The 25,678-nt window shown below is 70.4% G+C and carries 25 protein-coding genes; 1 reads left to right on the top strand and 24 read right to left on the bottom strand.

What is annotated here, in order from left to right; all coding sequences use genetic code 11:
• Positions 1-14: 14 nt before the first annotated feature.
• The 24 genes from rplW to EDF38_RS09120 all read right to left on the bottom strand — a co-directional run bounded on the left by rplW (position 15) and on the right by EDF38_RS09120 (position 24,692).
• Positions 15-314, bottom strand: a complete 300-nt coding sequence (rplW, locus tag EDF38_RS09235) for a 50S ribosomal protein L23 (protein ID WP_123355172.1) — start codon at positions 312-314, stop codon at positions 15-17.
• Positions 311-973 carry a 50S ribosomal protein L4 gene (gene rplD, locus EDF38_RS09230; RefSeq protein WP_123355171.1) on the bottom strand — a complete coding sequence of 221 codons (663 nt, stop codon included), beginning with the start codon at positions 971-973 and terminating at the stop codon, positions 311-313. Before rplD ends, rplW begins: the two co-directional genes overlap by 4 nt.
• Positions 974-976: 3 nt before the next feature.
• Complete coding sequence (gene rplC, locus EDF38_RS09225; protein ID WP_123355170.1) at positions 977-1,633, bottom strand: 50S ribosomal protein L3; 657 nt, start codon at positions 1,631-1,633, stop codon at positions 977-979.
• A gap of 11 nt (positions 1,634-1,644) precedes the next feature.
• Positions 1,645-1,953, bottom strand: a complete 309-nt coding sequence (gene rpsJ, locus EDF38_RS09220) for a 30S ribosomal protein S10 (protein WP_056259724.1) — start codon at positions 1,951-1,953, stop codon at positions 1,645-1,647.
• Positions 1,954-2,416: 463 nt separating this feature from the next.
• Complete coding sequence (locus EDF38_RS09215; protein WP_158613347.1) at positions 2,417-3,250, bottom strand: DarT ssDNA thymidine ADP-ribosyltransferase family protein; 834 nt, start codon at positions 3,248-3,250, stop codon at positions 2,417-2,419.
• Positions 3,251-3,327: 77 nt separating this feature from the next.
• The gene (locus EDF38_RS09210) at positions 3,328-4,302 is read right to left on the bottom strand and encodes a DNA topoisomerase IB (RefSeq protein WP_123355168.1); all 975 of its coding nucleotides are present in this window, start codon (positions 4,300-4,302) and stop codon (positions 3,328-3,330) included.
• A 104-nt stretch (positions 4,303-4,406) separates the two neighbouring features.
• Positions 4,407-4,619: an Rv0909 family putative TA system antitoxin gene (locus EDF38_RS09205; protein ID WP_123355167.1), complete on the bottom strand. Its 213-nt coding sequence runs from the start codon at positions 4,617-4,619 to the stop codon at positions 4,407-4,409.
• A gap of 196 nt (positions 4,620-4,815) precedes the next feature.
• On the bottom strand, positions 4,816-6,009 hold the full coding sequence (gene tuf / locus EDF38_RS09200; RefSeq protein WP_123355166.1) for an elongation factor Tu: 1,194 nt from the start codon (positions 6,007-6,009) through the stop codon (positions 4,816-4,818).
• 126 nt (positions 6,010-6,135) lie between these two features.
• Positions 6,136-8,253, bottom strand: coding sequence for an elongation factor G (gene fusA / locus EDF38_RS09195; RefSeq protein ID WP_123355165.1), 2,118 nt, complete (start codon positions 8,251-8,253; stop codon positions 6,136-6,138).
• Positions 8,254-8,337: 84 nt separating this feature from the next.
• Positions 8,338-8,808, bottom strand: a complete 471-nt coding sequence (gene rpsG / locus EDF38_RS09190) for a 30S ribosomal protein S7 (protein ID WP_123355164.1) — start codon at positions 8,806-8,808, stop codon at positions 8,338-8,340.
• On the bottom strand, positions 8,808-9,182 hold the full coding sequence (gene rpsL, locus EDF38_RS09185; protein ID WP_043593380.1) for a 30S ribosomal protein S12: 375 nt from the start codon (positions 9,180-9,182) through the stop codon (positions 8,808-8,810). Before rpsL ends, rpsG begins: the two co-directional genes overlap by 1 nt.
• Positions 9,183-9,447: 265 nt before the next feature.
• Positions 9,448-10,002, bottom strand: coding sequence for a DUF6121 family protein (locus tag EDF38_RS09180; RefSeq protein WP_123355163.1), 555 nt, complete (start codon positions 10,000-10,002; stop codon positions 9,448-9,450).
• 91 nt (positions 10,003-10,093) lie between these two features.
• Complete coding sequence (locus EDF38_RS16090) at positions 10,094-11,446, bottom strand: hypothetical protein (protein WP_199734683.1); 1,353 nt, start codon at positions 11,444-11,446, stop codon at positions 10,094-10,096.
• 251 nt (positions 11,447-11,697) lie between these two features.
• A complete protein-coding gene (locus EDF38_RS15890; RefSeq protein WP_158613346.1) occupies positions 11,698-12,483 on the bottom strand; it encodes a hypothetical protein in 786 nt (261 codons plus the stop codon).
• A 1-nt stretch (position 12,484) separates the two neighbouring features.
• Positions 12,485-13,144: a hypothetical protein gene (locus EDF38_RS09165; RefSeq protein ID WP_123355162.1), complete on the bottom strand. Its 660-nt coding sequence runs from the start codon at positions 13,142-13,144 to the stop codon at positions 12,485-12,487.
• Positions 13,141-14,190, bottom strand: coding sequence for a type IV pilus assembly protein PilM (gene pilM / locus EDF38_RS09160; RefSeq protein WP_123355161.1), 1,050 nt, complete (start codon positions 14,188-14,190; stop codon positions 13,141-13,143). Before pilM ends, EDF38_RS09165 begins: the two co-directional genes overlap by 4 nt.
• A 31-nt stretch (positions 14,191-14,221) precedes the next feature.
• Positions 14,222-15,061, bottom strand: coding sequence for an A24 family peptidase (locus tag EDF38_RS09155; RefSeq protein WP_123355160.1), 840 nt, complete (start codon positions 15,059-15,061; stop codon positions 14,222-14,224).
• On the bottom strand, positions 15,058-16,911 hold the full coding sequence (locus EDF38_RS09150) for a hypothetical protein (protein WP_233572374.1): 1,854 nt from the start codon (positions 16,909-16,911) through the stop codon (positions 15,058-15,060). The genes EDF38_RS09155 and EDF38_RS09150 overlap by 4 nt, the downstream gene beginning before the upstream one ends.
• Complete coding sequence (locus tag EDF38_RS09145) at positions 16,908-17,609, bottom strand: type II secretion system protein J (RefSeq protein WP_123355159.1); 702 nt, start codon at positions 17,607-17,609, stop codon at positions 16,908-16,910. Before EDF38_RS09145 ends, EDF38_RS09150 begins: the two co-directional genes overlap by 4 nt.
• Positions 17,606-19,003, bottom strand: coding sequence for a hypothetical protein (locus tag EDF38_RS09140; protein WP_148061476.1), 1,398 nt, complete (start codon positions 19,001-19,003; stop codon positions 17,606-17,608). Before EDF38_RS09140 ends, EDF38_RS09145 begins: the two co-directional genes overlap by 4 nt.
• A gap of 112 nt (positions 19,004-19,115) precedes the next feature.
• Positions 19,116-19,577 (bottom strand): type II secretion system protein, encoded by a 462-nt coding sequence (locus tag EDF38_RS16390; protein ID WP_123355157.1) that lies wholly within the window; start codon positions 19,575-19,577, stop codon positions 19,116-19,118.
• A gap of 318 nt (positions 19,578-19,895) precedes the next feature.
• Positions 19,896-21,128 carry a type II secretion system F family protein gene (locus EDF38_RS09130; RefSeq protein ID WP_158613345.1) on the bottom strand — a complete coding sequence of 411 codons (1,233 nt, stop codon included), beginning with the start codon at positions 21,126-21,128 and terminating at the stop codon, positions 19,896-19,898.
• On the bottom strand, positions 21,128-22,987 hold the full coding sequence (locus EDF38_RS16350; protein ID WP_199734682.1) for a PilT/PilU family type 4a pilus ATPase: 1,860 nt from the start codon (positions 22,985-22,987) through the stop codon (positions 21,128-21,130). The genes EDF38_RS09130 and EDF38_RS16350 overlap by 1 nt, the downstream gene beginning before the upstream one ends.
• 46 nt (positions 22,988-23,033) lie before the next feature.
• Positions 23,034-24,692, bottom strand: coding sequence for a GspE/PulE family protein (locus tag EDF38_RS09120; RefSeq protein WP_123355156.1), 1,659 nt, complete (start codon positions 24,690-24,692; stop codon positions 23,034-23,036).
• Positions 24,693-25,022: 330 nt separating this feature from the next.
• On the opposite strand from EDF38_RS09120, the gene EDF38_RS09115 reads away from it, so the two are divergent.
• On the top strand, positions 25,023-25,673 hold the full coding sequence (locus EDF38_RS09115; RefSeq protein WP_123355155.1) for a hypothetical protein: 651 nt from the start codon (positions 25,023-25,025) through the stop codon (positions 25,671-25,673).
• The last annotated feature ends 5 nt before the right edge of the window (positions 25,674-25,678 follow it).

The raw sequence follows: 25,678 nt of genomic DNA, 5'->3' as shown, positions 1-25,678 counted from the left end.
CTTCCCTCCGGGCCCTAGCCGACAGCCGTGAAGATGTCGATGGTGCCCGACTTGAGCGTCACGATGGCGCGCTTGGTGTCCTTGCGCTTGCCGGTGCCGAAGCGGGTGCGGCGGGTCTTGCCGACGCGGTTCAGCGTGTTGATGCTGTCGACCTTGACGTCGAAGATCTTCTCGATGGCGAGCTTGATCTCGGTCTTGTTCGACCGCGGGTCGACGATGAAGGTGTACTTGCCCTGATCGATCAGGGAGTAGCTCTTCTCGGAGACGACGGGCGCGATGATGACGTCGCGGGGGTCTTTGCCGTAGCCGCTCATGCGGTGGCCTCCTTCTTGGCCTTCGAGGCGACGAAGCCGTCGAAGGCGCTCTTCGTGAAGACGATGTCGTCGCTGACGAGGACGTCGTAGGCGTTGAGCTGGTCGTACGTGATCACGTGGACGGTCGGCACGTTGCGGACGCTCTTGAGCGTCAGCGTGTCGGCGCGGTCGGTGACGACGAGGACGTGCTTGCTCGAGGCGATCGCCGCGAGCAGCTCGAGGGCGACCTTCGTCGAGATCGTGTCGGCCACGAAGCTCTCGACGACGTGGACGCGGGCGCCGCGGGCGCGGTCCGAGAGGGCGCCGAGCAGGGCCGCGGCGATCATCTTCTTGGGGGTGCGCTGCGCGTAGTCGCGGGGCTGCGGACCGTGGACGATGCCACCGCCGGTCATCTGGGGCGCACGGATCGAACCCTGACGGGCGCGGCCGGTGCCCTTCTGCTTGAACGGCTTGCGGCCGGCGCCGGAGACCTCGCCGCGACGCTTGGTCTTGTGCGTGCCCTGACGCGCGGCGGCCTGCTGCGCGACGACGACCTGGTGGATGAGCGGCACGTTGGTGACGACGTCGAAGATCTCGACGGGCAGCTCGACCGAGCTGGTCTTCACGCCCTTGGCGTCGACGACGTCGACGGAGGTGGCCGATGCGGTAGTGGTGGCCATGAGCTACTTCCCCTTCACGGCGGTGCGGACGAAGACGATGCGGCCACGAGCGCCGGGGACGGCGCCCTTGACGAGCAGCAGACCCTTCTCGGCGTCGACGGCGTGCACCGTGAGGTTGAGGATGGTGACGCGGTCGCCACCCATGCGACCGGCCATGCGCATGCCCTTGAAGACACGGCTGGGGGTCGACGAAGCACCGATCGAGCCGGGCTTGCGGTGGTTGCGGTGGGCACCGTGCGAGGCGCCGACGCCCTTGAAGTTGTGGCGCTTCATGACGCCGGCGAAGCCCTTGCCCTTGGAGGTGCCGACGACGTCGACCTTCTGGCCGGCCTCGAAGGTGTCGACCGTGAGCTCCTGGCCGAGCGCGTACTCGCCGGCGTCGGCGGTGCGGACCTCGGTGAGGTGGCGGCGGGGGGTGACGCCCGCGGCGTCGAAGTGACCCGTGGCGGGCTTGTTCGACTTGCGGGGGTCGATCTGGCCGGCGGCGATCTGGAGGGCCGTGTAGCCGTCCTTCTCGAGCGAGCGGATCTGGGTCACGACGTTGGGAGCGATCTCCACGACGGTGACGGGGACGAGCTTGTTGTTCTCGTCCCAGACCTGGGTCATGCCGAGCTTCTTGCCGAGCAGGCCCTTGACGTTCTTGGTGGTGCTGACGGTCATGGTCGCCTCCCCTACAGCTTGATCTCGATGTTGACGTCGGCAGGCAGGTCGAGGCGCATGAGCGAGTCGACGGCCTTCGGCGTCGGGTCGACGATGTCGATGAGGCGCTTGTGCGTGCGCTTCTCGAAGTGCTCGCGCGAGTCCTTGTACTTGTGGGGCGAACGGATCACGACGACCACGTTCTTCTCCGTCGGCAGCGGCACGGGGCCGACCACGGTAGCGCCCGCGCGGGTGACCGTGTCGACGATCTTGCGCGCGGAGGAGTCGATGACCTCGTGGTCGTACGACTTAAGCCTGATGCGGATCTTCTGTCCCGCCATGTGTGACTCTCTCTCGTTCGGACGTCGCGCACCTCGTGGGCCGCCTGACGCTGTTTGCTGGGCAAACATCTGGCACTACGTGTCTCTCGTGTACCGCTGTTCTCGTGTCAATCCATCTCGGACCCCGCACGACGGCCGCGAGGAGGACCCGGGGAGGGCAATCGCCGCTGTCGTCGCCGCACAGTGCTGAGGCTGCGGGCTGAGAGCCCGTGCCCAGACGTGCTGGGGATTCCGTTGTGAGATGTGTCCTGCTACCCGCGGCCCAGACGTCTCGCGTCTGTGCACTGCCTGGCAGTGATCCGAGGCGACGCGCACGGCGCAGCCCGGAATGTTGAACTAGACGATTTTGCCACACGCCTGCATTTGCTGCAACCCGGGCGTGTCGCGGATCTGGGCGGGACGGCGGGGACGCAGGAGGCGCGGTGTCGGACCTGCCGACACCGCGCCTCCTGCGGGCCCTCGCTCAGGCCGTGGGCACCTCGGCCGGGCGGAACCACGGCGGGTACACCGAGACGCGGGGGGCGTGGCCGCCGGCGTCGGCCAGCAGCTGCTTGACGCGGTCGCGCATCTTGTCGTTCGGGACGCCGACGAGGCTGACGGCCTCGAACGGCACGGCCCCGGGCACGAGAACCTCGGGCTCGAGCAGGTCGGGGTCGGCCAGCGAGAAGCGACGGATCATGGAGGAGGCGTCGTCGAGGCCGGCGCCCTGGCGGACGCCCTGCACGGCGGCGTCGCCCTCGGTCACGACGAACTCGTCGCCGAGGGCCGTCACCGGCACGACGAGCATGACGAAGTCGGTGGCCCGGGCGGTGCGGGCCGCGTCGGACCACTCGTAGCCCTCGGCGCCCGAGCGGAGGACGTCCCACGCGGAGGCGTGGGGCGACAGCGAGAACGGGACGTGCTCGGCCACGGGCGTGCCGGCGGCGGTCGTCACACCGCCGCGGAGGGCGCGGGTGGCCTCGGAGCTGACGTCGAGCTCGGGCTCGGCGGCGACCCCGGCGCGGATCTCTGCCGCGGCCACGATGGCGGGCAGGTTCGAGACGTGGGTCCAGTGGTAGACCCGCTGGCTGGAGAAGGAGGCGACCGGGCGGGCGGCGGACTGCGCCGCGACGGCGACGGCCGCGGAGTCGCGGGCCAGGGCGGGCGTGCTGCGCAGCGACTCCGGCTTGCGCGAGGCGGCGCGACGCTTGGGGATCGTGCGGACCTCGCCGTCAGCATCCAGCAGCGGCTCCCGCTTGCGGGGAGCACAGATGTCGCAGAGCTCCCTCTCGAAACCGTGGATGCACTCGTCGTTCACTGCAGCAATTCCTCTCGGGCGCCCGACAGGACGGACGCAACCCTCTACGGTACGTCATGGAGCCCCGCCGGGGCGAGTCAGCGGTAGAGCAACGCCCGCACCTCGGACTCCGCGGAGCCGAGCCGCCCCGGGTCGATCGTCTCGCCGTGCTCGTAGGCGTCGACCAGCCGGGGGTCCACGTACGACGTGCGGGCGACGCTGGGGGTGTTGCCGAGCACGTCGCTCGCGTCGCGCATCGCCTGCGCGAGGGCCCTGCGGCGGCGGCCGAGGGTGGGCTGCGGGCCGGCCTGCGCCAGGCTCACCGCCGCGGCGACCGTGCCGTGCAGGGTGCGGAAGTCCTTCGCGCTGAACTCCTCCCCCGCGCGCAGCTTGACGTAGTCGTTGATCTCGGAGGCGTGGAGCGGCCGCCACGGGCTCCCCGCCTCGGGGCGCCAGGCCAGCAGGCGCGCCCGGCCGCCGCGGGTCTTGAGGCTGCGGACGACCGCGGCGAGGTCGGCGTCGCGGATGCTGCTGTCCCAGTCCTGCCCGCTCTTGCCGGGGAAGGCGAGGGCGACGACGTCGCCGGAGACCGTCGCGTGCGCGCAGAGCAGCGTCGACAGGCCGTGGCTGCCGTGCTGCTCGGCGTACCGCTCCGACCCGACCCGCAGCGAGCCGGTGTCGAGCATCCGGAAGGCCGCGGCCGTCGCCCGCTCGCGCACCGGCTCGCCGAGGCGGAGGTCGTACGTGACGAAGCGCCGCGCCACCGGCAGCGACTCGGCGAGGGCCATCGCCCGGTCGAACTTGAGCCGGTCCTTCTGCTCGCGCCAGGTCGGGTGGTAGATGTACTGGCGGCGGCCGGCGCCGTCGACCCCCGTGGCCTGGACGTGTCCGTTCTCGTAGGGCGCGATCCAGACGTCGGTCCAGGCGGGCGGGATGCCGAGGTGGGCGAGGCGCTCGCGCAGCACGGCGTCGCGGATCGTGCGGCCCTCGGCGTCCTGGTACGTGAAGCCCGTGCCGGAGCGCCGTCGGGTGATCCCCGGCCGGTTCTGGTCGGTGCGTCGGAGGCGCGGCATCCGTCGAGTGAACACCGGCCGGTCCCGCGGCGCCTGACCGGGGGACGACGAAGGCCCCCAGCGCCGGCGGGGCATGGGGGCCGTCGTGGGGAGCGGTCGACCGGCTACTCGTTGCCGATCTTCTTGTCGGCCTGGTCCTTGGCCTGCTGGATCTTGTCGCTGTACTTGCCGCCGGTCGCCTTGTCGGCGGCTCCGGCCACGGCGTCGAGGATGCTGTCGCTGACGCCTTCCGCCTTCTCGCTCTTCAGGGCCTCCTGGAGCTTGCCGTCCTTGAGGAACTCCTGGGCCTTGCGGGTGACGTCGTCGAAGCCTGCCATGATGCGCCTCCTGTCCGCGCCGGCTGGTCCGGCGTCTCCTGCCATGGTGCCCTCCCGCCGCCCCCGGCGCCACGTCTGTGACGAACATCGCAGGAGGCGCGGGCCGGTTCGGGCCCCGGACGCACGAGAGAGGGGGCCGGACCCCGTGCGGGGCCCGACCCCCTCTCAGGAGATCAGGAGTGCTGCGTGAGCAGGACTACTTGACGATCTTGACGACCGTGCCGGCGCCGACCGTGCGGCCACCCTCACGGATGGCGAAGCGGAGGCCCTCTTCCATGGCGATGGGCTGGATCAGCTGGACGGTGATCTCAGTCGTGTCGCCGGGCATGACCATCTCGGTGCCCTCGGGCAGCGTGATGACACCCGTGACGTCGGTGGTGCGGAAGTAGAACTGCGGGCGGTAGTTCGCGTAGAACGGGTTGTGACGCCCACCCTCGTCCTTGGACAGGATGTAGACGTTCGCCTCGAACTCGGTGTGGGGCGTGATCGAGCCGGGCTTGACCACGACCTGGCCACGCTCGACGTCCTCGCGCTTGGTGCCGCGGAGGAGGAGGCCGACGTTCTCACCGGCGCGCGCGTCGTCGAGGGTCTTGCGGAACATCTCGATGGCGGTGACGGTCGTCTTCGACGACTTCTCCTTGATGCCGACGATCTCGACCTCGTCGTTCGGCTTCAGGATGCCGCGCTCGACACGACCGGTGATGACGGTTCCACGACCGGTGATCGTGAAGACGTCCTCGACGGGCATGAGGAAGGGCTGGTCCGTGGCACGGACGGGCTCGGGGACGTTCTCGTCGACCTGGTCCATCAGGTCGGCGACCGTGGCGGCCCACTTCTCGTCGCCCTCGAGGGCCTTGAGAGCGGAGACCTGCACGACGGGGGCGTTGTCGCCGTCGAAGTCCTGGCTGGAGAGGAGCTCGCGCACCTCGATCTCGACGAGCTCGAGGATCTCCTCGTCGTCGACCATGTCGGACTTGTTGAGCGCCACGACGATGTAGGGCACGCCGACCTGGCGGGCGAGCAGGACGTGCTCACGCGTCTGGGGCATCGGGCCGTCGGTGGCGGCGACCACGAGGATCGCGCCGTCCATCTGAGCCGCGCCGGTGATCATGTTCTTGATGTAGTCGGCGTGACCGGGAGCGTCGACGTGAGCGTAGTGACGCTTCTCCGTCTGGTACTCGACGTGCGAGATGTTGATCGTGATGCCGCGCTGCTTCTCTTCGGGCGCGTTGTCGATCTGGTCGAAGGCCGACGCCTCGTTGAGGGTCGGGTACTTGTCGTGCAGGACCTTGGTGATCGCCGCGGTGAGCGTGGTCTTGCCGTGGTCGACGTGACCGATGGTTCCGATGTTGACGTGCGGCTTGGTCCGCTCGAACTTGGCCTTAGCCACTGTGGGTCCTCCTCAGGACTCGGTTGCAGTGGGGCCGGGGGCCGGGTCGATGACCCGGCCTACCGGACACTGCGGATTGGTGTGTGTACATGTTACGCGGTCGAGGAACGGCCGCGAGGTCAGGGACTATTCGCCCTTGTTCTTCTGGATGATCTCCTCGGCGACGGCCGAGGGGACTTCCTGGTACGACTCGAACGTCATCGAGTAGACGGCACGACCCGAGGTCTTCGACCGGAGGTCACCGACGTAGCCGAACATCTCCGACAGCGGCACGCTGGCCCGAACGACCTTCACACCACTGGCGTCTTCCATCGACGAGATCTGCCCGCGTCGCGAGCTGAGGTCGCCGATGACGTCGCCCATGTACTCCTCGGGCGTACGCACCTCGACCGCCATGAGCGGCTCGAGGAGAACGGGCTGGGCCTTGCGAGCCGCCTCTTTGTAGGCGATCGACCCAGCGATCTTGAAGGCCATCTCCGACGAGTCGACGTCGTGCGCCGCGCCGTCGAGCAGGAGCGCCCGGACGCCCACGGTCGGGTAGCCCGCGAGGACTCCGACCTGCATGGCGTCCTGGATGCCGGCGTCCACCGAGGGGATGTACTCGCGGGGGACGCGGCCGCCGGTGACCTTGTTGACGAACTCGTAGGTCGACTCGGCCGTGACCTCGAAGGGCTCCAGGGCGATCTGGACCTTGGCGAACTGACCCGACCCACCGGTCTGCTTCTTGTGGGTGTAGTCGTAGCGCTCGATGCCCTTCTTGAGCGTCTCGCGGTACGCCACCTGGGGCTTGCCGACGTTGGCCTCGACGTTGAACTCGCGCTTCATGCGGTCGACGAGGATGTCGAGGTGGAGCTCGCCCATGCCCTTGATGACCGTCTGGCCCGTCTCGGCGTTGAGCTCGACACGGAACGTCGGGTCTTCTTCGGCGAGCTTCTGGATGGCCAGGGAGAGCTTCTCCTGGTCGGCCTTCGTCTTGGGCTCGATGGCGACCTCGATGACGGGCTCGGGGAAGGTCATCGACTCGAGGACGACCTGGTCCTGCGGGTCGCACAGGGTGTCGCCGGTGGTCGTGAACTTGAGGCCGATGACCGCGTAGATGTGGCCGGCGGTCACGCTGTCGACCGGGTTCTCCTTGTTGGAGTGCATCTGGAAGATCTTGCCGATGCGCTCCTTCTTGTCCTTGGTCGAGTTGACGACCTGGGCGCCCGACTCGATCGAGCCCGAGTAGACGCGGACGTAGGTGAGGCGACCGAAGAAGGGGTGCACCGCGACCTTGAAGGCGAGGGCCGAGAACGGCTCGCTCGACTCGGGCTTGCGGATGATGACCTTCTCGGCGTCGCGGACGTCGTGGCCCTCCATGGGGGGCACGTCGAGCGGCGAGGGGAGGTAGTCGATGACCGCGTCGAGCATCGGCTGCACGCCACGGTTCTTGAAGGCCGAGCCACAGAAGATCGGGTAGACCTCGCTGTTGACCGTCAACTTGCGGACGGCGGCCTTGATCTCGGCGACCGTGAACTCGGTGTCGCCCTCGAGGTAGCGCTCCATGAGCGCGTCGTCCGCCTCGGCCACGCGCTCGATGAGCTTCTCGCGGTACTCGGCAGCACGGTCGACGAGGTCGGCCGGGATCTCCTCGATCTCGTACTTGGCACCGAGCTCGACGTCGCCCTTGGCGTCGCCGCGCCAGGTGAGCGCGCGCATCTCGACCAGGTCGACGACGCCCTCGAACGAGGACTCCGCACCGATCGGCAGCTGCATGACGAGGGGCTCCGCACCGAGGCGGTTGACGATGGTGTCGACGGTGAAGTAGAAGTCGGCGCCGAGCTTGTCCATCTTGTTGACGAAGCAGATGCGGGGCACGTCGTACTTGTCGGCCTGACGCCAGACGGTCTCGGACTGGGGCTCGACGCCCTCCTTGCCGTCGAAGACGGCGACGGCGCCGTCGAGGACGCGGAGCGAACGCTCGACCTCGACCGTGAAGTCGACGTGGCCGGGGGTGTCGATGATGTTGATCTGGTTCTTGTTCCAGAAGCAGGTCGTCGCGGCCGACGTGATCGTGATGCCGCGCTCCTGCTCCTGCGCCATCCAGTCCATCGTGGCCGCACCGTCGTGGACCTCACCGATCTTGTGGGTGATGCCGGTGTAGTACAGGATGCGCTCGGTGGTCGTCGTCTTGCCAGCATCGATGTGCGCCATGATGCCGATGTTGCGGACCTTGTTCAGGTCGGTGAGCACGTCCTGTGCCACAGGTTCCTCCGAAGGGGTAGGTGGGGAAAGCGGGGGCTGGGGAGGCGCGGTGTGCGTCGTGCGCACGCCGCGCCTCCGCAGCGGTTACCAGCGGTAGTGCGCGAAGGCCTTGTTGGCCTCAGCCATCTTGTGCGTGTCCTCGCGGCGCTTGACAGCGGCGCCGAGGCCGTTGCTCGCGTCGAGGATCTCGTTCATGAGGCGCTCGGTCATCGTCTTCTCGCGACGAGCCTTGGCGTACGAGGTCAGCCAGCGCAGCGCGAGGGTGTTCGCGCGGTGCGGCTTGACCTCGACGGGCACCTGGTAGGTCGAGCCACCGACGCGGCGCGACCGGACCTCGAGGGTCGGGCGCACGTTGTCGAGGGCCTTCTTCAGGGTCGTGACGGCGTCCTGGTCGTTCTTGGCGGAGACGCCGGCGAGGGCACCGTAGACGATGCGCTCGGCGAGCCCCTTCTTGCCGTCGAGGAGGATCTTGTTGACGAGCTGGCTGACGATCGGCGCACCGTAGACGGGGTCGGCGACGACGGGGCGCTTGGGCGCGGGTCCTTTGCGAGGCATTACTTCTTGTCCTTCTTCGCGCCGTAGAGGCTGCGAGCCTGCTTGCGGTTCTTCACGGCCTGGGTGTCGAGGGCGCCGCGGACGATCTTGTAGCGCACGCCGGGGAGGTCCTTCACACGACCGCCGCGCACGAGCACCATCGAGTGCTCCTGCAGGTTGTGGCCCTCGCCGGGGATGTAGGCGGTGACCTCGGTGCCGTTGGAGAGCTTCACGCGGGCGACCTTGCGGAGCGCGGAGTTCGGCTTCTTGGGGGTGGTGGTGTACACGCGGGTGCACACGCCACGCTGCTGGGGGTTGGACCGCAGGGCGGGGGCCTTGGTCTTGACGACCTTCGGCGTGCGTCCCTTGCGGACCAGCTGCTGGATGGTTGGCACTGGTTCTCCTTGGTTGCGCTCTGCGGCCGGCCTCGTTGTGCACCGTGCAGGGCTCTGCTCTGTCCGACCGATCGGTCGGCCTCCTCGTCCGTGTCGACCGGCCTGAGGCCCGTCGACGGACGGTGACCCGACTCGTGACGGGGCAGGCCCCGTCGTGCGAGTGGGTATTTCGGGCGCGCTGCTGAGCGCACACCCGCACAAGCATAGCTTCGGGCCAGGGCTTAATCAAATGTCCCCGGGTGACGCCGACCGTGCCCGGAGGCGCTCAGGTCGCGGGCTGCACACGCGACAGGGCCACCGTCCCGACCACGACGAGGGCCGCCCACGCCGCCGATCCGAGCACGAACGGCGAGAGGGCGTGCGAGCCCGCGAAGAGGGCGACGGCGACCAGGTCGTCGCGGACGAGGCCGTAGCCGACCGAGCCCGTCACGACCATCACGACCCACACGAGCAGGGCGGTGAGCAGCGCGGTCGTCGGCAGACGGGGAGGCGCGGGTCGGGAGGCGGGCGCCTCGCCGCCGGGGCCGCGGGGCCCGGGCCGCGAGGGGGTCGCACGGACCTCGGACGCGGGCTGGGCGGGGAAGGTGCCCCGCACCTCCGGCGCCCTGCCCTCGACGGAGTCGGCCAGCGCGGCCGAGCGCAGGAGGGACAGGAGGACGACGAGGACGGCCGCGGCGACCATCGACGGGCCGAGCAGCGTGCCGGCGTCGCGCTCGGCGATGACGTCGCGGTCGAGCAGGAGGCTCTCGAAGCCCGCGCTCGTGATGACGAGCGCCGCGTACAGCACGGTGCCCATCAGCGCGAACACGGCCCGGGTCATCCGTCGAGGCTACGCCGACCGGGGCCGGACGCGGGACAGCCCGGGCCCGCCGAGGTGGCGGGCCCGGGCTGTCGGGCGGTGCGGGGCGGTGCTACTGCTGGCCGCGGGTGCGACGACGACGGACGGCCGCGACGGCGGTCAGCACGAGGCCGAGGCCTACGAGGGCCGCGGCTCCCCCGGCGATCGGCGCCGAGTCGGTGCCGGTGAAGGCGAGGGCGCCGTCACGCGGGGCCGCGGCGACCGGGGTGGCGTCGACCGCGGCGGGCGCGGCGGCGGGGGTCGTCTCGGCCGGGGCGGGCTCGACGGGCGCGGGCGCCGTCGTGACCGGGTCGGTCGGCGCCGGGGTCGTCGGCTCGGTGGGCACCGGCGTCGGGTCGGTCGGCACGGGCACGACCGCGGCGGGGGTGACGGTCCAGAGCTCGATGCGGTGGCCGCTGGCGTCCGTCACCGCGACGGTGTCGCCGAAGGTCGTGACGCCCCAGGCGCCGACGAAGGTGCAGTCGGCGGTGCCGCGCGGGCCGAACGACGACCAGCCGACGCCGGGCGTGTAGACGTTGACCGAGTCGCCGGTCAGCTCGGGGTCGGAGGGCTGCTGCAGCTTCTCGTCGACGACGTAGACGCGGCCGACCAGGTCGACCGTGATGCCGGAGGCGTCGCGGATCGGGTAGGGCAGCTCGAGGTCGGAGACCGTGCCGTCGGTGCTGATGACGTGGACCTCGGCCGCGGGGCGGTCGAGCACGTAGACGGAGCCGTCGGCCGAGACGGCGACGCCGACCGTGCCCATCTCGGCGCCGACGTCGGTGCCGGGGCCGTCGTAGACGACGGTCCACGAGGAGGCGCCGGGCGCCAGCGAGACGACGTCGCCCGTGTAGCCGGTCGCCGCGTAGATCGTGCCGTCGGCCGCGACCGCGACCGAGGGGACGTGGTCGAAGCCGGCGTAGCCGTTCGTGAGGTCGCTCCACTGGCCGGTCTCGGGGACGTAGCGGATGACCGCGTCGCGCTCGGAGTCGGCGACGATCACGTCGTCGGTCAGCGGGTCGACGGCCACGCCGAGGGCCTGGGCGATGGTGGGCCAGCCGCCCTCGGGAGGCGTCGCCTCGGTGTAGGCGCCGGTCGCCATGTCGCGCGACTGCAGGCGGCCGGTGTTCGAGTCGAGCACCCACAGCACGTCGCGGGGGGCGTCGTAGGCGATGCCCTTGGGGTAGTCGAACTGGCCGGGGGCCGAGCCGAGGGAGCCCTCGGTCGTCTGGCACGTGTACGTCGGGGCCACGGGGGCGGCGGCCTGGGCGCCGGTGGGGACGAGGACGGCCGCGGCGGCCATCAGCGTCGGGATCGCGAACGCGGCGAGGCGGGGGGCGGCCGCTCGGGCGCGCTTCCTCGTGGGGGTCGGGGCGGAGGGGTCTGCAGGGCTCGCGGAGGCGCGGGCGGGCGACGTGATCGACATTCGGGTGTGCGACTTTCGTGCGTGTTCGGGTTCGCGGTCGCGGGCGTGGGTGCGCCCGTCGACGACGGGCTGGGTGGACCCGTGTCGTCGCCGGGCGTTCGGGGCCGCGACGATCGATCGCGAGTCGGCCGCTCGGGGTGGACGGTCGACTCGGCTCCCGACGATACGGCCCCGTGCGCGCCGCTCCCTAATCTCGGGGCGGGTGATCGTGCGGCGGGGCGGGTGAGTCGCACGTCACCCGCCCGGGGGGCCTACTGACCGGCGGCGGTGCTGTCGTCGGTGCCCTGCGCCTGCGTGGTGGGCGTGGTGGCGCTGGGGTCGGACTGGGCGGTGGCGGCGTCCTGGAGGACGTAGACGTTGCCGGAGATGGTCCAGGAGTCGGAGGCACTCGCCTCGGCCCCGCCCTCGGAGGAACCGTCGCTGGCGAACGACGTGAGACCGAAGAGCCGGTCGCCCGACTGGATCCGGGACACGAAGTCCAGGGCTGCGGCATAGCTGCCCTTGACCGTGACGGAGATGGCGATGGTCGAGAAGTTCGCGGCGGTGATGGAAGGGTCGGTGACCAGCGCTGGCGCTTCGGGCGAAGCGCTCGCGTCCGCCGGCACGGGAGCGTCGGTGGCGGCCGCACCTCCGGTGGTGTCACCGGCCGCGTCCTGCGTCTCGGTCTCCGTGGGCTCGGCCACCACAGCCGGGTCGTAGGCCTGGGCGTCGGCCGCCGTGAAGTTCGTCACGACCGTTCCGGACGTGGCCGCCATGCTGTCGAGCTGGTTCAGGAACGACGGCATCGAGGCGGTGGACGGGACCTTCAGCTCGAGGCCGCCCAAGGTGGCCTTCAGGTCGGCCATGCCCTCGTTGTCGGCTTTCAGCTGCTCGATCGTCGCGGCGATGGTCGCGTTCTGGGCCTCGACCGTCGCCTGCTGCTCCCTCGAAGCCGACGCGGCCGACAGCTGCGGCTGGATGCCCACGAAGAACCCGAGGGCGAGCACGGCGACGGCTGTCGCCATCGCGGCGAACATCTTGATGCGGTTGCGGTCCATGTCACTGGCCCTTCTCGTCGTACCGGCCCGAGAAGGCCTCGGCGTTGATGTGCATGGTCACGGAGGCGTCGTAGACACCGTCGACCAGGGTGACCGACCCCGGGAGCGCGTCGGCGAAGCCCGGGAGCGTGGCGAGACCGTCGAGCCACACCGGGAAGGAGGGCAGCGAGGGGCTCGACGCCGTGAAGGTCAAAGTAGCCACGCGAGCACCGAGGAGAGGCGTCGACGGCTGCTCGTACGCGGTGAGCGGCGACGCCTGATCCAGTGAGACGCTCTCGATCGTGACTCCGACCGGGAGCGTCGACTGCACGTCGGCGAGGTAGGCGGACCAGTCGATGTCGGTGGACCCGCCGACCTTCTGTCCGGCCTCCACGAGCTCGACCTGCGCCTGGGTGGCCCGCAGCTCGCTGAACTGCGTCTGCTGGGCCAGCAGGCTGGAGGTGTCGCTCTGCGCGGTCGCCAGGTCGCCCTCGGCACCGACCGCGTGGAGCGTCGCCGCACCGCTCGCGACGACAGTGGCCGCGACGAGCACGACGACGCCGAGCCAGGTGCGGCGGGTCGTGGCGTCGGCGCGACGTCCCGCCCGGACCTCGGGGGGCAGCAGGTCGACGCGGGGTGCGCCGCCGATCGTGATGCCGGAGTCTTTGCTGGAGGTTCTCATGCTGCGCTCCCGAGGGCGAGGCCGAGGGCCACGGTGAGGTCGGAGGTGCGGCTGCGGAGGGCCGCCTCGTCGAGGGACTTGGAGATGTCGACCGTGGCGAAGGGATCACCGGGGGCGACGGGGAGGCGCGTGACCTCGGAGAGGGCGTCGGGCAGGCCGGGCAGGTTGGCCCCGCCGCCGGAGAGCACGATGCCCGAGACCGTCTCGGTCGGACGCGTGTTGACGAAGTACTGGATCGTGTTGCGGAGGCTGCCCAGCAGGTCGTTGGTCGACTCGAAGATGGCGGCCGAGGCGGCCTGCTCGTCGGGCGTCGTCGTGTGCGTCGAGAGACCGCGGCCGTACTTGAGCACGTCGGCCTGGGCCGCGCTGACCTGCAGCTTCGCCGCGACGGCCTGCGTGATGTCGTCACCGCCGGAGGGGATGATGCGGACGAACTGCGGGACGCCGTTCGTCACCATGACGACGGAGGTGGTGCTGTGGCCGATCTCGACGACGGCGACGGTGCCGGCGATGCGGGGGCGGTTGACCAGCAGGCGCACGTTGGAGAACGGGATGAGGTCGACGCCCATGGGGTTGAGGCCGGCGAGCTGCGTCGCTCGCACGTTGCCGAGCACCGCGTCCTTGACGGCCGCGATCAGCAGGCCGTTGACGACGGGGCCGTTGTCGCCCACGCCCTCGCTGTACGGGTAGAAGTCGAGCAGGGCGTCGGCCACGGGCACGGGGAGCATGTCCTGCACCTGGAAGGGCAGCGCCTCCTTGATGCGCTCGCGCGACATCTTGGCGACGGTGAGGTCACGGGCGAGCACCCGCTGGTTGCCCATGCCGAGCACGACCTGCTTGCTCTTGAAGCCGCCGGTCGACCAGAGCTGCTTGAGCGAGCTCGCGACCGTCTGCGGCTCGAGCACCTCGCCGCGGCTCGCGGAGCCCTCGGGCAGCACGACCTCGTAGAACTTGACGATCGTCGGTCGCGCCTTGTCGACGTCGGCGACCTCGACGGCACGCACCGACTTGCTGCCGATGTCGACGCCCACGATGTTCTTGGCCATCAGTCACACTCTTTTCTGCTGCTCGACCGGGTCATGCCAGGCCGAAGACGGAGAGGTAGGCGGAGAAGACCGCGCCACCGATGAAGATGCCGACCCAGGCTCCGACGAGCATCCAGGGGCCGAAGGGGATGCCGCTCTTGCGCGTCGCCCGGCGGGTGACGAGGAGGGCGACCGAGAACAGGCCGCCCACGAGGAAGGCGGAGAAGGCCCCGACGGCGAACTCGCCCCAGCCCAGCCAGGCCAGGAAGAGGCCGAGGACGCCGGCGAGCTTGACGTCGCCGAGGCCCATGCCCGTGGGGTAGGCGAACCAGGCGACGCCGTAGAAGGCCAGCAGCCCCACGAGGCCCACGCCGCCGCGGAGGAGGGCCGCCCAGTCGCCGGTGAGCGCGGACGACGCCCCGAGCAGCACGAGACCGACGGCGTAGGCCGGCAGCACGATCGCGTCGGGCAGGCGGTGGTGCTCGACGTCGATGACGCCGAGAGCCACGCTGACCGCCGCGAGGTAGAGGAACGCCACGAGGGCCAGGAGGCGCCCCACCAGCGGGCGGGCCTCGGTGGGGACGTCGGCCAGCGGCCAGAGCCGTGCCGCGACGATCACGAAGAACAGGCCGGTGGCCAGCTCGACGATCGGGTAGCGCGCCGAGATCGGGGTCGCGCAGCTGCGGCACCTGCCGCGCAGCAGGAGCCAGCTGAGCACCGGCACGTTGTCACCGGCCCGGATGGGCGTGTGGCAGGTCGGGCAAGCGCTCGCGGGCGTCGCGATCGACATGCCCGCGGGCACCCGGTAGACGACGACGTTGAGGAAGGACCCGATGAGGAGGCCCATGCCGCCCGAGACGAGCACGGCGAGGATCCAGGGGGCGGCGGTCATGGTGCCGTGCTCCCGTCGGGCTTGTAGCCGGCCTTGACCTCGCTCAGCGTCGTGACGCCGTAGCTCGTCGTGACGGGGCTGAGGAACTTCGGCGGGGCCATGTACCGCAGGCGCGTGTCGTACGTGTAGTTCTTGATGTACCCGTTGTCGCCGCTGTGGACGATGCCGCGGTAGGCCTGGGCGATGGAGCCCTTGACGGTGAGGGTGCCGCGCTCGCCGCCCTTGCCGACGTTCTGGATCGTGAACGAGTGGCGCAGGGACAGGACCGAGCCGTTGATCTCGCGGTTCTGGGCGGTCAGCAGGGGTTTGTTCGACGACGACATGGGGTTCCAGACCCAGAGGGTGCTGGTCGGCGCCAGACCGAGGATGTTGGTCGTCGCGTCGGTCGTCGAGTACTTGAGGTCGCCGGTCACGTAGAGGTAGTTCTCCGTCGCGATCGTGAGCTGACCGCGGAAGGTGCCCTTCACGAAGGCGTCGCCCGCGCGGGCGCTGTAGGCGCACGTCCCGTCGCCGGTCGCGCCGGCGTCGTACCGCGAGGCGCTCGAGCCGCCGGCGGGTGCGACCTCGCCCGAGACGGGGTAGCCGACGTGGTTGTTGCCGCACGACGTGTCGGTCATGTCGCCGATCGCCGCCGTGGCGTTGACGTTCGACTTGCCCAGCAGCGACGGCAGGGGGATGTTCTGCACGTAGATGAGGTTGTTGGCGGGCACCGGGATCGTCGCGCCGCCGGCCGAGCCGAGCTGCCCGGCCGCCTGGCCGGGGATGCCGCAGTCGGCGAGCGCGCTGCCCTCCGTCGCGGTCTTCGCGTCGCCCTTCGTGCGGGTCGCCTTCGTGTACGGCGACTTGACGGTCATCTTGCCGTCGTCGGTGAAGACGATGTCGGTGGGGCCGGTGTAGAGGCACCCCGGCAGCGGGACGTCGCTGCTCGTGAGGTCGTTGCGGGTCTCCCGGCGCTGGTCCTCGTTGGTATCGGGCATGCCGATGGTGCCGACGCCGACCGGGTCGCCCTTCTTGAAGTCCTGACCCGTGCACCCGGCGCCGGTCGAGCTCTGGCGCGTGTACGTCAGGGGCGTCTTGTCGGGCTTGGCGGTCGTCACGGCCTCGAAGAAGGTGGCGTCACAGACGCGGAGGGTGTCGTTCGAGTGGGCCGGGCCGTAGATCTTGTCGCCGCTGCCGAAGGCGATCTCACCGCAGTTGTCGCCGGTGACCCGGCCCTCCCACGCGTGCTTCGAGCTGACCGCGTTGCAGTTCGTGACGCTCCTGCCCGAGAGCATCGGGTCCTTGAACTCGAAGTCGGTGAAGTAGAGGTAGTCGATGAACCCCTTCTGGCGGAGGTCGGCCACGACCGACCGCGTCGACGAGCCGACCTTGCCGGTCGCCCGGATCGTCAGCGTGCCCTTCGACGCGTAGAGCGAACGATCGACTTCGTAGCGGTACTGCGACGTGCCGGCGCTGCCGGGCACCGTGGCCCAGGTGCCCGTCGCCCCGATGCCGAAGGCCTTGTTCGCCTGGTCGCCCGTCGGCAGGATGAGGCTGGCGGTGTCGATGGTCGATCCCGCGGCCTTGGAGGCCGTGGCCTTGGTGAACGGGGCGTCGTCGTTGCCGTACTTGAAGTAGCTGTTGTCGTTCGCGAGGCGGGACTGGTACTCCTCGATGCCGGCGTAGGCCGCGGAGAGGGCGCCGTTCCAGTCCTGGTCGGTGTCGGCCTTCTTGAGGCCGCTCGTGGCCACCGTCAGCGCCGTCGCGGCCATGACGACGAGCACCATGCCGAAGATGAGGGCCATGGCCATCGCCATGCCCGAGTCGTCACGCAGGGCGTCGAGGCCCAGGCGTCGTCTGAGGCGGATCACTTGGAGCCTCCGAAGGTGAGATTGGGCAGGCCGACGGTGTTCTGCAGCGTCACGCCTTGCGCGGTCATCGTCGACGTGGCGTCGATGCGGACGGTCACCTGAACTGCGGCGATGGATCCCAGGTCGTCAGCGGCGAGGGCACCGGCGGCGTCGAAGGACAAGGGAGCACCGGCGGCGTCGAGGTAGGTGAAGAGCCACGGCCCCGTCGACGGCGCCGTCGCCATGGTGGTCGTGACGGTGCGGGACGACGCCGTGCCGGAGAACGCGTAGAAGCCCTTCGCGTTGACGGTGGCGGCCAGGGACCGTTCGACGAGGCTGCGGTCGGGCCCGAGGACGAACTCGATCTGGCGAGGCACGGTCGTCGTGGTGTTCACTAGATTGGCGGCCGAGTAGAACTTCACCGACTCGCGCGTCGCGGACGAGAAGGCGGGGATGTCTGCCGCGCCGACCGTCTCGACCGGGATCGTCCGGGCCCCGCGCAGGGCGAGGGACAAGGCGTTGAGCCCGTTCGACGCGACACGCGTGTTCCCGTCGATGGCACGCGACTGCGAGGTGGCCTTGGTCAGCGAGATGAACGTGGTCGAGACGATCGTCATGATCAACCCGAAGACCATGATCGCCACGAGCAGCTCAGCGAGGCTGAGACCGGCGTCGGGGCGCTGCTCGAACGCGGCGGCACGGCGTGTGCGGCCGATCACGGGGCGGTCCTCGGGTCGAGGGTGACGACGTTGGCGTTGGAGCCCGTGCCGGGGAAGAGGGTGCCGAGGATGGAACCGACGATCGAGCCGAGCGTGATGTTCGACAGGGTCGACGTCGAGTTCGACGCCGCCTGCAGCCGCCAGGTGCCGTAGGGCAGGGCGATGGTCGCCTGGCTCGCCGCCGACGACAGCGTGAAGGTGTAGGTCATCGTGGCGGCGCAGCCCGGGTCGCCGTTCGCCGCCGTGGTCGTGGTGGCCTTGATGAAGCGCTGGCCGGAGGCGAGCTTGACCGTCACGACGCCCATCGGCACGTCGACCGGGCTGTCGGTCAGGACGTAGGGCTGAGCCTTCCCGGTCTTGCCGTCGGCGGACTTCGGCCACGCGCTCGGGTCGGGAGACAGGCAGCTCGCGGTCGACCCGCCCGCGGGCACGTACTTGCCGGCGATGAACTGGTAGCCGGAGGACAGCGGGTACAGGTACTGGTGGTCGTCGGGCGACGTCGCCACGTAGGTGCCGTTGGACCCCTTGATGGTCGTCTCGAGCGACGCCGGCTTCAGGGCGGTGCCGCTGTAGCCGCTGACGTAGTTCATGGAGTAGTCGTCCGCGGGGGCGAAGCTGAAGACCTGCCCCGTGGTGTCTCCCTTGACGACCGTGATGCCCGTCTTGACGGGAGTCGCCGACTGGTAGGGGTCGCGGTACTCCTGGCCGTCTGCCCGCGACAAGGTGATCTTGTAGCTGCCCGGGACGACCTTCGTGGCGACGGCGCAGCCGTCGGCGTTGGTGAGACCGGGCACGGATGACGCGTCGAGGGTCTTGCCGGGCGTGCTCGTGCCGCTGTCCGGCTCGATGGTGACGGTCACTCCTGCGACGCCGGCCCCGTCGGCACCGTTGACGGTGACGAGGATCGTGCCGCGCTCGGGATCGTTGATCTTGGAGCCGGGAGCGATGACGGTGTCGCTGCGGACGGCCTGGGTCGAGGGACGCATGCCCGACCAGGACACGGTGACGTTGAGGCGCTTGTACAACAGCGATCCGTTGCTGGAGGCGTTGGCCGGCGTGCACGCGGAGTCGAGTCCGGTCGTCGTGATCCAGCTCGCGGACTGCTTCACGGTGAAGTCGACGCCGTTGAGGCTGACCGGGGTCGTCGAGGAGGCGATGTCGGCGATGTCGGTGACCGATCGAGCCGTGTCGACGGCCTGCGACGCGAGGTTCGCGGCGATCTCGCGGCTCCGGTTGTCGGCGGTCATCGAGAGGACGGTGCCGACGGCGACGATCGAGCCGGTGGTGATGATGGCGAAGACGAGGAGGGCCACGACCACCTCGATGATCGACAGTCCGGCGTCGCGCTCGGCCGGGTCGGCCGGGCGGAGTCGGGCGCTGAGGCGCTTGATCATGGTGGTCACCTCCCGGTCGGGGCAGGGGCGGACGGGCCGGAGCGGCCGGAGGTCGGAAGACCGCGACGGAGGAACCGGGACGGCTCCTCCGTCGCGGAGGTCACAGCAGTGGCTACGCAGCAGCCTTGGGAGTGAACACACCCGAGGCGCAGGTGCCCTCGGCGACACCGGACGTGTCCGTCGCGCCGAAGGTGTTGCCGGTCGAGCTCGTGCCCTGGATGCAGAACTTGGTGGGCTTGGTGGTGCTGTCGACCGAGTAGGTCAGGGCCGTCGTGTCCTTGCCCTTGCTGGATCCGGCGGTGAGGTACGCGGCCGAGTCCAGCGTGGCGGTCGCGGGCATCGCCCCGGCGCTCGCGACCGAGATGACGGCGGTCTTGGCGTTGCTGACGTCGCTCTTGACGCCCGAGTCCTTGGCGTTGTTCTGCACGCCGAGGTACACGGGGATGGCGATCGCGGCGAGGATGCCGATGATGATGACGACGACGAGGAGCTCGATGAGCGTGAAGCCCTTGTCCTTGTCCTCGGTCAGGTTCTGGCGGCGGGCGCTGAGCTTGCCCATGAGTGCGAAGTACATGAGGTGTCCGTTCGGATCGAGAGGGGGGAGATGTGATCGGAGGCGGTCACGTCGTTCCCGCCGAGGAAGACTCTTCCAGGCTGCCAAGTCCCCCAGAATCCCCTGGACAGGGGGTTTTCGACGGCGACACGGCCCCAGTCCGGGTCACCCCCGAATTGGTGAAGAACGCCTGGTCACGCTCGACTTCCACCCCCACTCGGGGGTGGGCGCACCAGGCGATATGAGCGACAGGTGCTGCGCAGACGCCAACGGCGCCGACCGTGGGGTCGACGCCGTGGCGGGAGGGACGCGGGGAGGCGCGGTGCGCCTCCCCGGGGACTACTTGATGAGCGAGGTGATCTGGAAGATCGGCAGGTACAGCGCCACGATCATGCCGCCGACCACGACGCCGAGGAAGGCGATCAGGAGCGGCTCGATCAGGGCGGTGAGCGACTCGGTGGTCGACTTGACCTCCTGGTCGTAGAAGTCGGCGACCTTCTCGAGCATCGTCTGCAGCGAGCCGGAGTCCTCGCCGACGGCGATCATCTGCGTGACCATCGACGGGAAGACGCCCGAGGCCGTCAGGGGCGCGGCGATGGACTCGCCCTGCCGTACCGACTCGGCGACCTCGACCAGCGCCTCCTCGAGGACGTAGTTGCCCGAGACCTCGCCGACGATGCGCAGCGCGGTGAGGATCGGCACGCCGGCGCCGATCATGTTCGAGAAGTTGCGGGCGAAGCGCGCGATGGCGATCTTGCGCAGCAGCTCGCCGAACACCGGCAGCTTGAGCTTGATCGGGTCGAGGCGCGAGCGCACCTTGACGCTGTTCTTGTTCGTGCGCCACCAGATCGTGAACACGACGCCCACGACGAGCGCCGCCGGCACCACGTAGGGCATCGCGCGCGACGCGTAGACGAGCATCATCGTCGGCAGCGGCAGCTGCCCGCCGAGGTTCGTGAACATGTCCTGGAAGATCGGCACGATGAACAGCAGCATGACGACGACGGCGACGAGCGACATGACGAGCACGACGACCGGGTAGGTCATCGCCGACTTGATGGTGCCGCGGAGGGCGACCTCCTTCTCGAAGTTGTCGGCCGTCGACTCGAGCGCCTTGTCGAGGAACCCGCCGGTCTCGCCCGCCTTGATCATGTTGATCATGAGCGGCGGGAAGTCCTTGTCGTGCTTGCCGACGGCGTCGGAGAACGAGACGCCGGTCTCGACGTCGTCGCGCACCTCGCCCATGATCTTCGCGAGCCGCTTGCTCTCGATCTGGTCGGCGAGGATCGTCAGCGTGCGCAGCAGCGACAGGCCCGAGCCGATCATGGTCGCCATCTGGCGGGCCATGACGGCGATGTCCTTCATCTTCACGGCCTTGTCGCCGAGGCCGGGGATCGACACCTCGCGCTGCAGGCCGGTGCCCGAGGTCGCCGCGGTGATCGAGATCGGCTGCACGCCCATCGTGCGGAGGCGCGTGATGACCGCGCCCTCGCTCGAGGCGTCGACCTTGCCCTTGACGACCTTGCCGGCCGTGTCGCGCCCCTTGTAGGCGTAGGCGACTGCACCCGACATCAGGCGTTGCTCCCCGAGTAGGCGTCGCCGAAGTCGATGCCGCTGTCGAGGCCCTGCGACTCGCTCTTGTTGATGACGCGCGTGACGAGGCGGTCGAAGCCCTCGCGGTCGTGGACCTTCTCCATCGCGGCCTTGTGCGTGACGACGCCCGTGTTGACGAGGTCGGCGAGCTTCTGGTCCATGGTGTGCATGCCGAGATCGCGGCCCGCCTGCATCGACGAGGCGATCTGGTAGGTCTTGCCCTCGCGCACGAGGTTGCCGATGGCCGGCGTCATCATCATGATCTCCGTCGCGACGACCCGGCCGCGGCCGCTCGCCTTCGGCAGCAGCGTCTGGCAGACGACGCCCTGCAGCGTCGAGGCCAGCTGGGTGCGCACCTGGTCCTGCTGGTGCGGCGGGAACACGTCGATCACGCGGTCGATCGTCTGCGCGGCGCTCTGCGTGTGCAGCGTCGCGAACACGAGGTGGCCGGTCTCGGCGGCCGTCAGCGCCACCGAGATGGTCTCGAGGTCGCGGAGCTCGCCGATGAGGATCACGTCGGGGTCCTGCCGCAGCACGTGCTTGAGGGCCGCCGCGAAGCTGTGCGTGTCGTGGCCGACCTCGCGCTGGTTCACGAGCGACTTCTTGTGCTGGTGCATGAACTCGATCGGGTCCTCGACCGTCACGATGTGGTCGGCCCGCGTGCGGTTGACGAGGTCGATCAGCGCCGCCAGGGTCGTCGACTTGCCCGAGCCCGTGGGGCCCGTGACGAGCACGAGCCCGCGGGGCAGCTTCGCGAAGGTCGACACCGACTCGGGCACGCCGAGCTCGTTCAGCGGCTTGATCTCGGTCGGGATCAGGCGGAACGCCGCCCCGAGCGAGCCGCGCTGCTGGTAGAAGTTCACGCGGAAGCGCGAGTCGTCCGACAGCGAGTACGCGAAGTCGAACTCGAGCGCCTCGTCGAACTTCTGCTGCTGCTCGGGCGTGAGCAGGCTCGCGAGGGCCGCCGCGACCGTGGGGGCGTCCCACGGCTCGGCGCCGGTCAGCGCCGCCTGCAGCGCGCCGTCGACCCGGATCGTGGGAGGCGCGTCCACCGTCACGTGGAGGTCGGAGGCACCCTGCCTGACCACCTCGACCAGGGCCGCGATCAGCCCGGGGTGCGCGACCGTGCGGGCGTGCTCGTGCAGCTCGACCCCGTCGATCGCGGTGGCGCGGAGGACGGCGGTCGGCGCGACGGCCGCGGCGGCGGGCTCGTCGACCGGGGCGGCGTGCGAGGGCGCCGAGGCGACGGCCGAGCGGCCGCGGTCGGGCATGTAGGGGGCGGCGAAGCCCGAGGACGGCGTGGCCGGGGCGACGGGCGCCGCGGCGGGGACGGCGGCGGGCGCCACGGGCGGCAGGTCGGGGCTGACCGGTGCCGCCGAGGCGAACGACATGATCGACCCGGCGCCGCCGGAGGCGGGCCCCGACGTCAGCTCGTCGAACTCGTCGAAGCGGGGGTCGCTCCAGCTCGGCGTGACCGGCGCGGTCTGCGACGCGGGGGCGGGCGTGACGGCGGGCGAGCCGGCGCCGACGGGTGCTCCCGGGGCGCCGAAGGGGTCGGCGCCGGAGCCGTGGCCGGCGCCGAGCGCGCTGGCGAGGCGGGCGGCGCGCCGCGTCGTGGGGGCGGGCGTCGGGGTCCAGCCGAGCACCGCCTCCTGGTCGCTCTCGACCGTGTAGACGGGCTTCGCCGGGTCGGAGGGCGGCGAGGCGGGCACGACCGGCGTCGGCGTCGGCAGCTCCCACTCGGTGGCGGGGGTCTCGGTGCCGAGCTCGCGCCCGGGCAGGCCCGGGGTCCAGCCGTCGGCGGGGTGCGGCTCGTCGGGGATCTCGTAGACGCTCATGCGGCCGTCTCCTCGGGTCGGGGGTGGTCGGTGGCGCGGGGGCGGCTCACGCCACGACCCGCAGGATCTCTTCGACGCTGGTGAGGCCGAGCTTCGCCTTCTCCCAGCCGTCCTGGCGGAGCGTGAGCATGCCCTGCTCACGCGCGACGCGGCCGATCTCGGCGCTCGACGCGCGGCTGACGGCGAGGCGCTCGATCTCCTCGCTGACGCTCATCACCTCGTGCAGCGCGATGCGTCCGCGGTAGCCCGTGTTCGAGCACTGCTGGCAGCCGACCGGCTGGAACACCGTGGGCTGCTCGTCGGAGCGCACGTCGAACTTGAGGTGCGCGAGCTGCAGCGGCGAGTACGCCGTCGGCTGCTTGCAGCGGTCGCAGAGGCGCCGCGCGAGGCGCTGGGCCACGACGCAGTCGATGGCGCTGCCGACGAGGAAGGGCTCGATGCCCATCTCGGTGAGCCGGGTGACCGCGCTCGGGGCGTCGTTCGTGTGCAGCGTGCTCAGCACGAGGTGGCCGGTGAGCGACGCCTCGATGGCGATCTGCGCCGTCTCGTGGTCGCGGATCTCGCCGAGCAGCACGACGTCGGGGTCGGACCGCAGGATGCTGCGGAGCGCGCTCGCGAAGGTGAGGCCGGCCTTCGGGTTGACCTGCACCTGGTTGATGCCGCGCATGCGGTACTCGACCGGGTCCTCGACGGTGATGACGTTGATCTCGGGCCGCGCCACCGCGTTGAGCGTCGTGTAGAGCGTCGTCGACTTGCCCGAGCCGGTGGGGCCGGTGACGAGGATCATGCCGTAGGGCTTCGAGTACGACTCGGCGTAGACGTCGAAGTTGCGCTCGAGCAGGTTGAGGTCGCGGAGGCTCATCGACGTGTTCGAGTTGTCGAGGATCCGCATGACGACCTTCTCGCCCCACACGGTCGGCAGCGTCGCGACGCGGAGGTCGATCTGGCGGCCGCCGTGGCGCACCGACATGCGGCCGTCCTGCGGCTTGCGACGCTCGGCGATGTCGATCTCGCTCATGATCTTGAGGCGCGAGATGACGCCGTTCTGGATCGCCTTCGGCGCCGGCTGCATCTCGTGCAGCACCCCGTCGATCCGGTACCGGATGCGGACGTCGGTCTCGGACGGCTCGATGTGGATGTCGCTCGCGTGGTCGGTGATCGCCTGGCTGACCAGCAGGTTCACGAACCGCACGATGGGCACGTCGTCGTCGGGGCCGTCGGTGATGTCGGCCGTGACCTCGGCCGCCTTCTCCTCGAGGGTCGACGTGAGGTCGTTCAGCTCGTCGTCGGCGCGCAGGTAGCGGTCGATCGCGGCGAGCAGGTCGCCCTTCTCGGCGACGACGGGGTCGACGCCCATGCGGAGACCGGCCCGCACGTCGTCGATCGCGAACACGTCGCCCGGGTCGCTCATGGCGAGCAGCAGCCCGCCGTCGCGCACGCCGATCGGCAGCACGCCGTGGCGGCGGCAGACGGCCGCGGGCACCATCGTGACCGCGGCGCGGTCGACGGGGTAGTCGATGAGCTCGACGAAGTCCATGCCGGCCGACTGGGCACGGGCCCGGGCGACCTGCGAGTCGGTCACGACCCCCTGCGACAGCAGCTCGCGGATCGAGGCCTCCTCGTCGCTCGAGCGACGGCTCACCTTGTCGAGGTACTCCATGGGGAGGAGGCCGTGCAGGATCAGGATCTCGGTCATGGAAGCCACGGGGTCGTACCTCCTCGGTACAGCGCCGCGGGTGGTCGGGATCGCGGCTTTCCTGCTCGAGACGGGGTCCGAGCTGGGTCAACGCTAGGACCGGGGAGGCGCGGGGACACGTCCCAGAGCGGGTGCCCCCCGTTCTCGGCACAGCCCGGCGCGGCGACGTGCACGACGTGCAGCGAGCACCCCGGACGGGGGCTGGCACCGCGCCTCCGGCCCTGGTCTGCTGGGGGTCGCAACGACGCGGGCGCGACGGGCGTCCGTGCAGACATCCCGGGCAGGACGCCCGGCGAGGAGCACCGCCATGGACAGCAACCCCACGCTCGAGCCTGCCCGATGACCGGCAGCGCAGCCTTCCCTACGGCGCCCGACACGACGGGCATCGTCGTCCTCTCCTTCGGGTGGACCGAGGTCGCCGTCGCCGTCGCCCGGGCCCGCCGCTCGGCCGAGCCCACGCTCCTCACCGCCCGCGTCGACGGCCACGCCCCGCTCGTCGTCGACGTCGCCGCCGGCCTCTGGTGGTGGGACGCCGACCTCACGACCTTCCCGGCCGCCCCTGGTCACGTCGACGTCGTGCTCTCCCCCCGCGACGGCGACGAGGAGGCGCGGCGCGGCCCCGGCCGACCGCTCGCCCCCCTGCTGTGGCTGGTCGGGCTCGGCTCGTTCCCCGGCGAGCTCGCCTGGTGGCTGCAGCCCGACGACCGGCACCGCCTCGCGGTCGAGCCGGACCTCACGACGCTCCCCCACGAGCCGGCCCAGGCCGAGATGATCGGCCTGCTCGCCGTCGCGCCCCACACGGTCAGGGAGCTGTCGACCGCGGCTGCCGTGCCGTGCGGCGAGGCCCGGAGGGTCGTCAACGCGCTGAGCGTCGCCGGCCTGCTCTCGGTCGTCCGCCCGGCGACGCCGGCCGCCGCCGCCACGCCCGGTCCCTGGCTCGGGCGCCTGGTCGGGCGCCTGCGCACGCGGGGGGCGGCCGCCCGCCGCTGACGCCC

This window comes from Frigoribacterium sp. PhB160, assembly GCF_003751785.1.
GTDB lineage: Bacteria > Actinomycetota > Actinomycetes > Actinomycetales > Microbacteriaceae > Frigoribacterium.
Note: the sequence above shows the minus strand (reverse complement) of the source record. Positions and strands in the feature narration are given on the sequence as shown.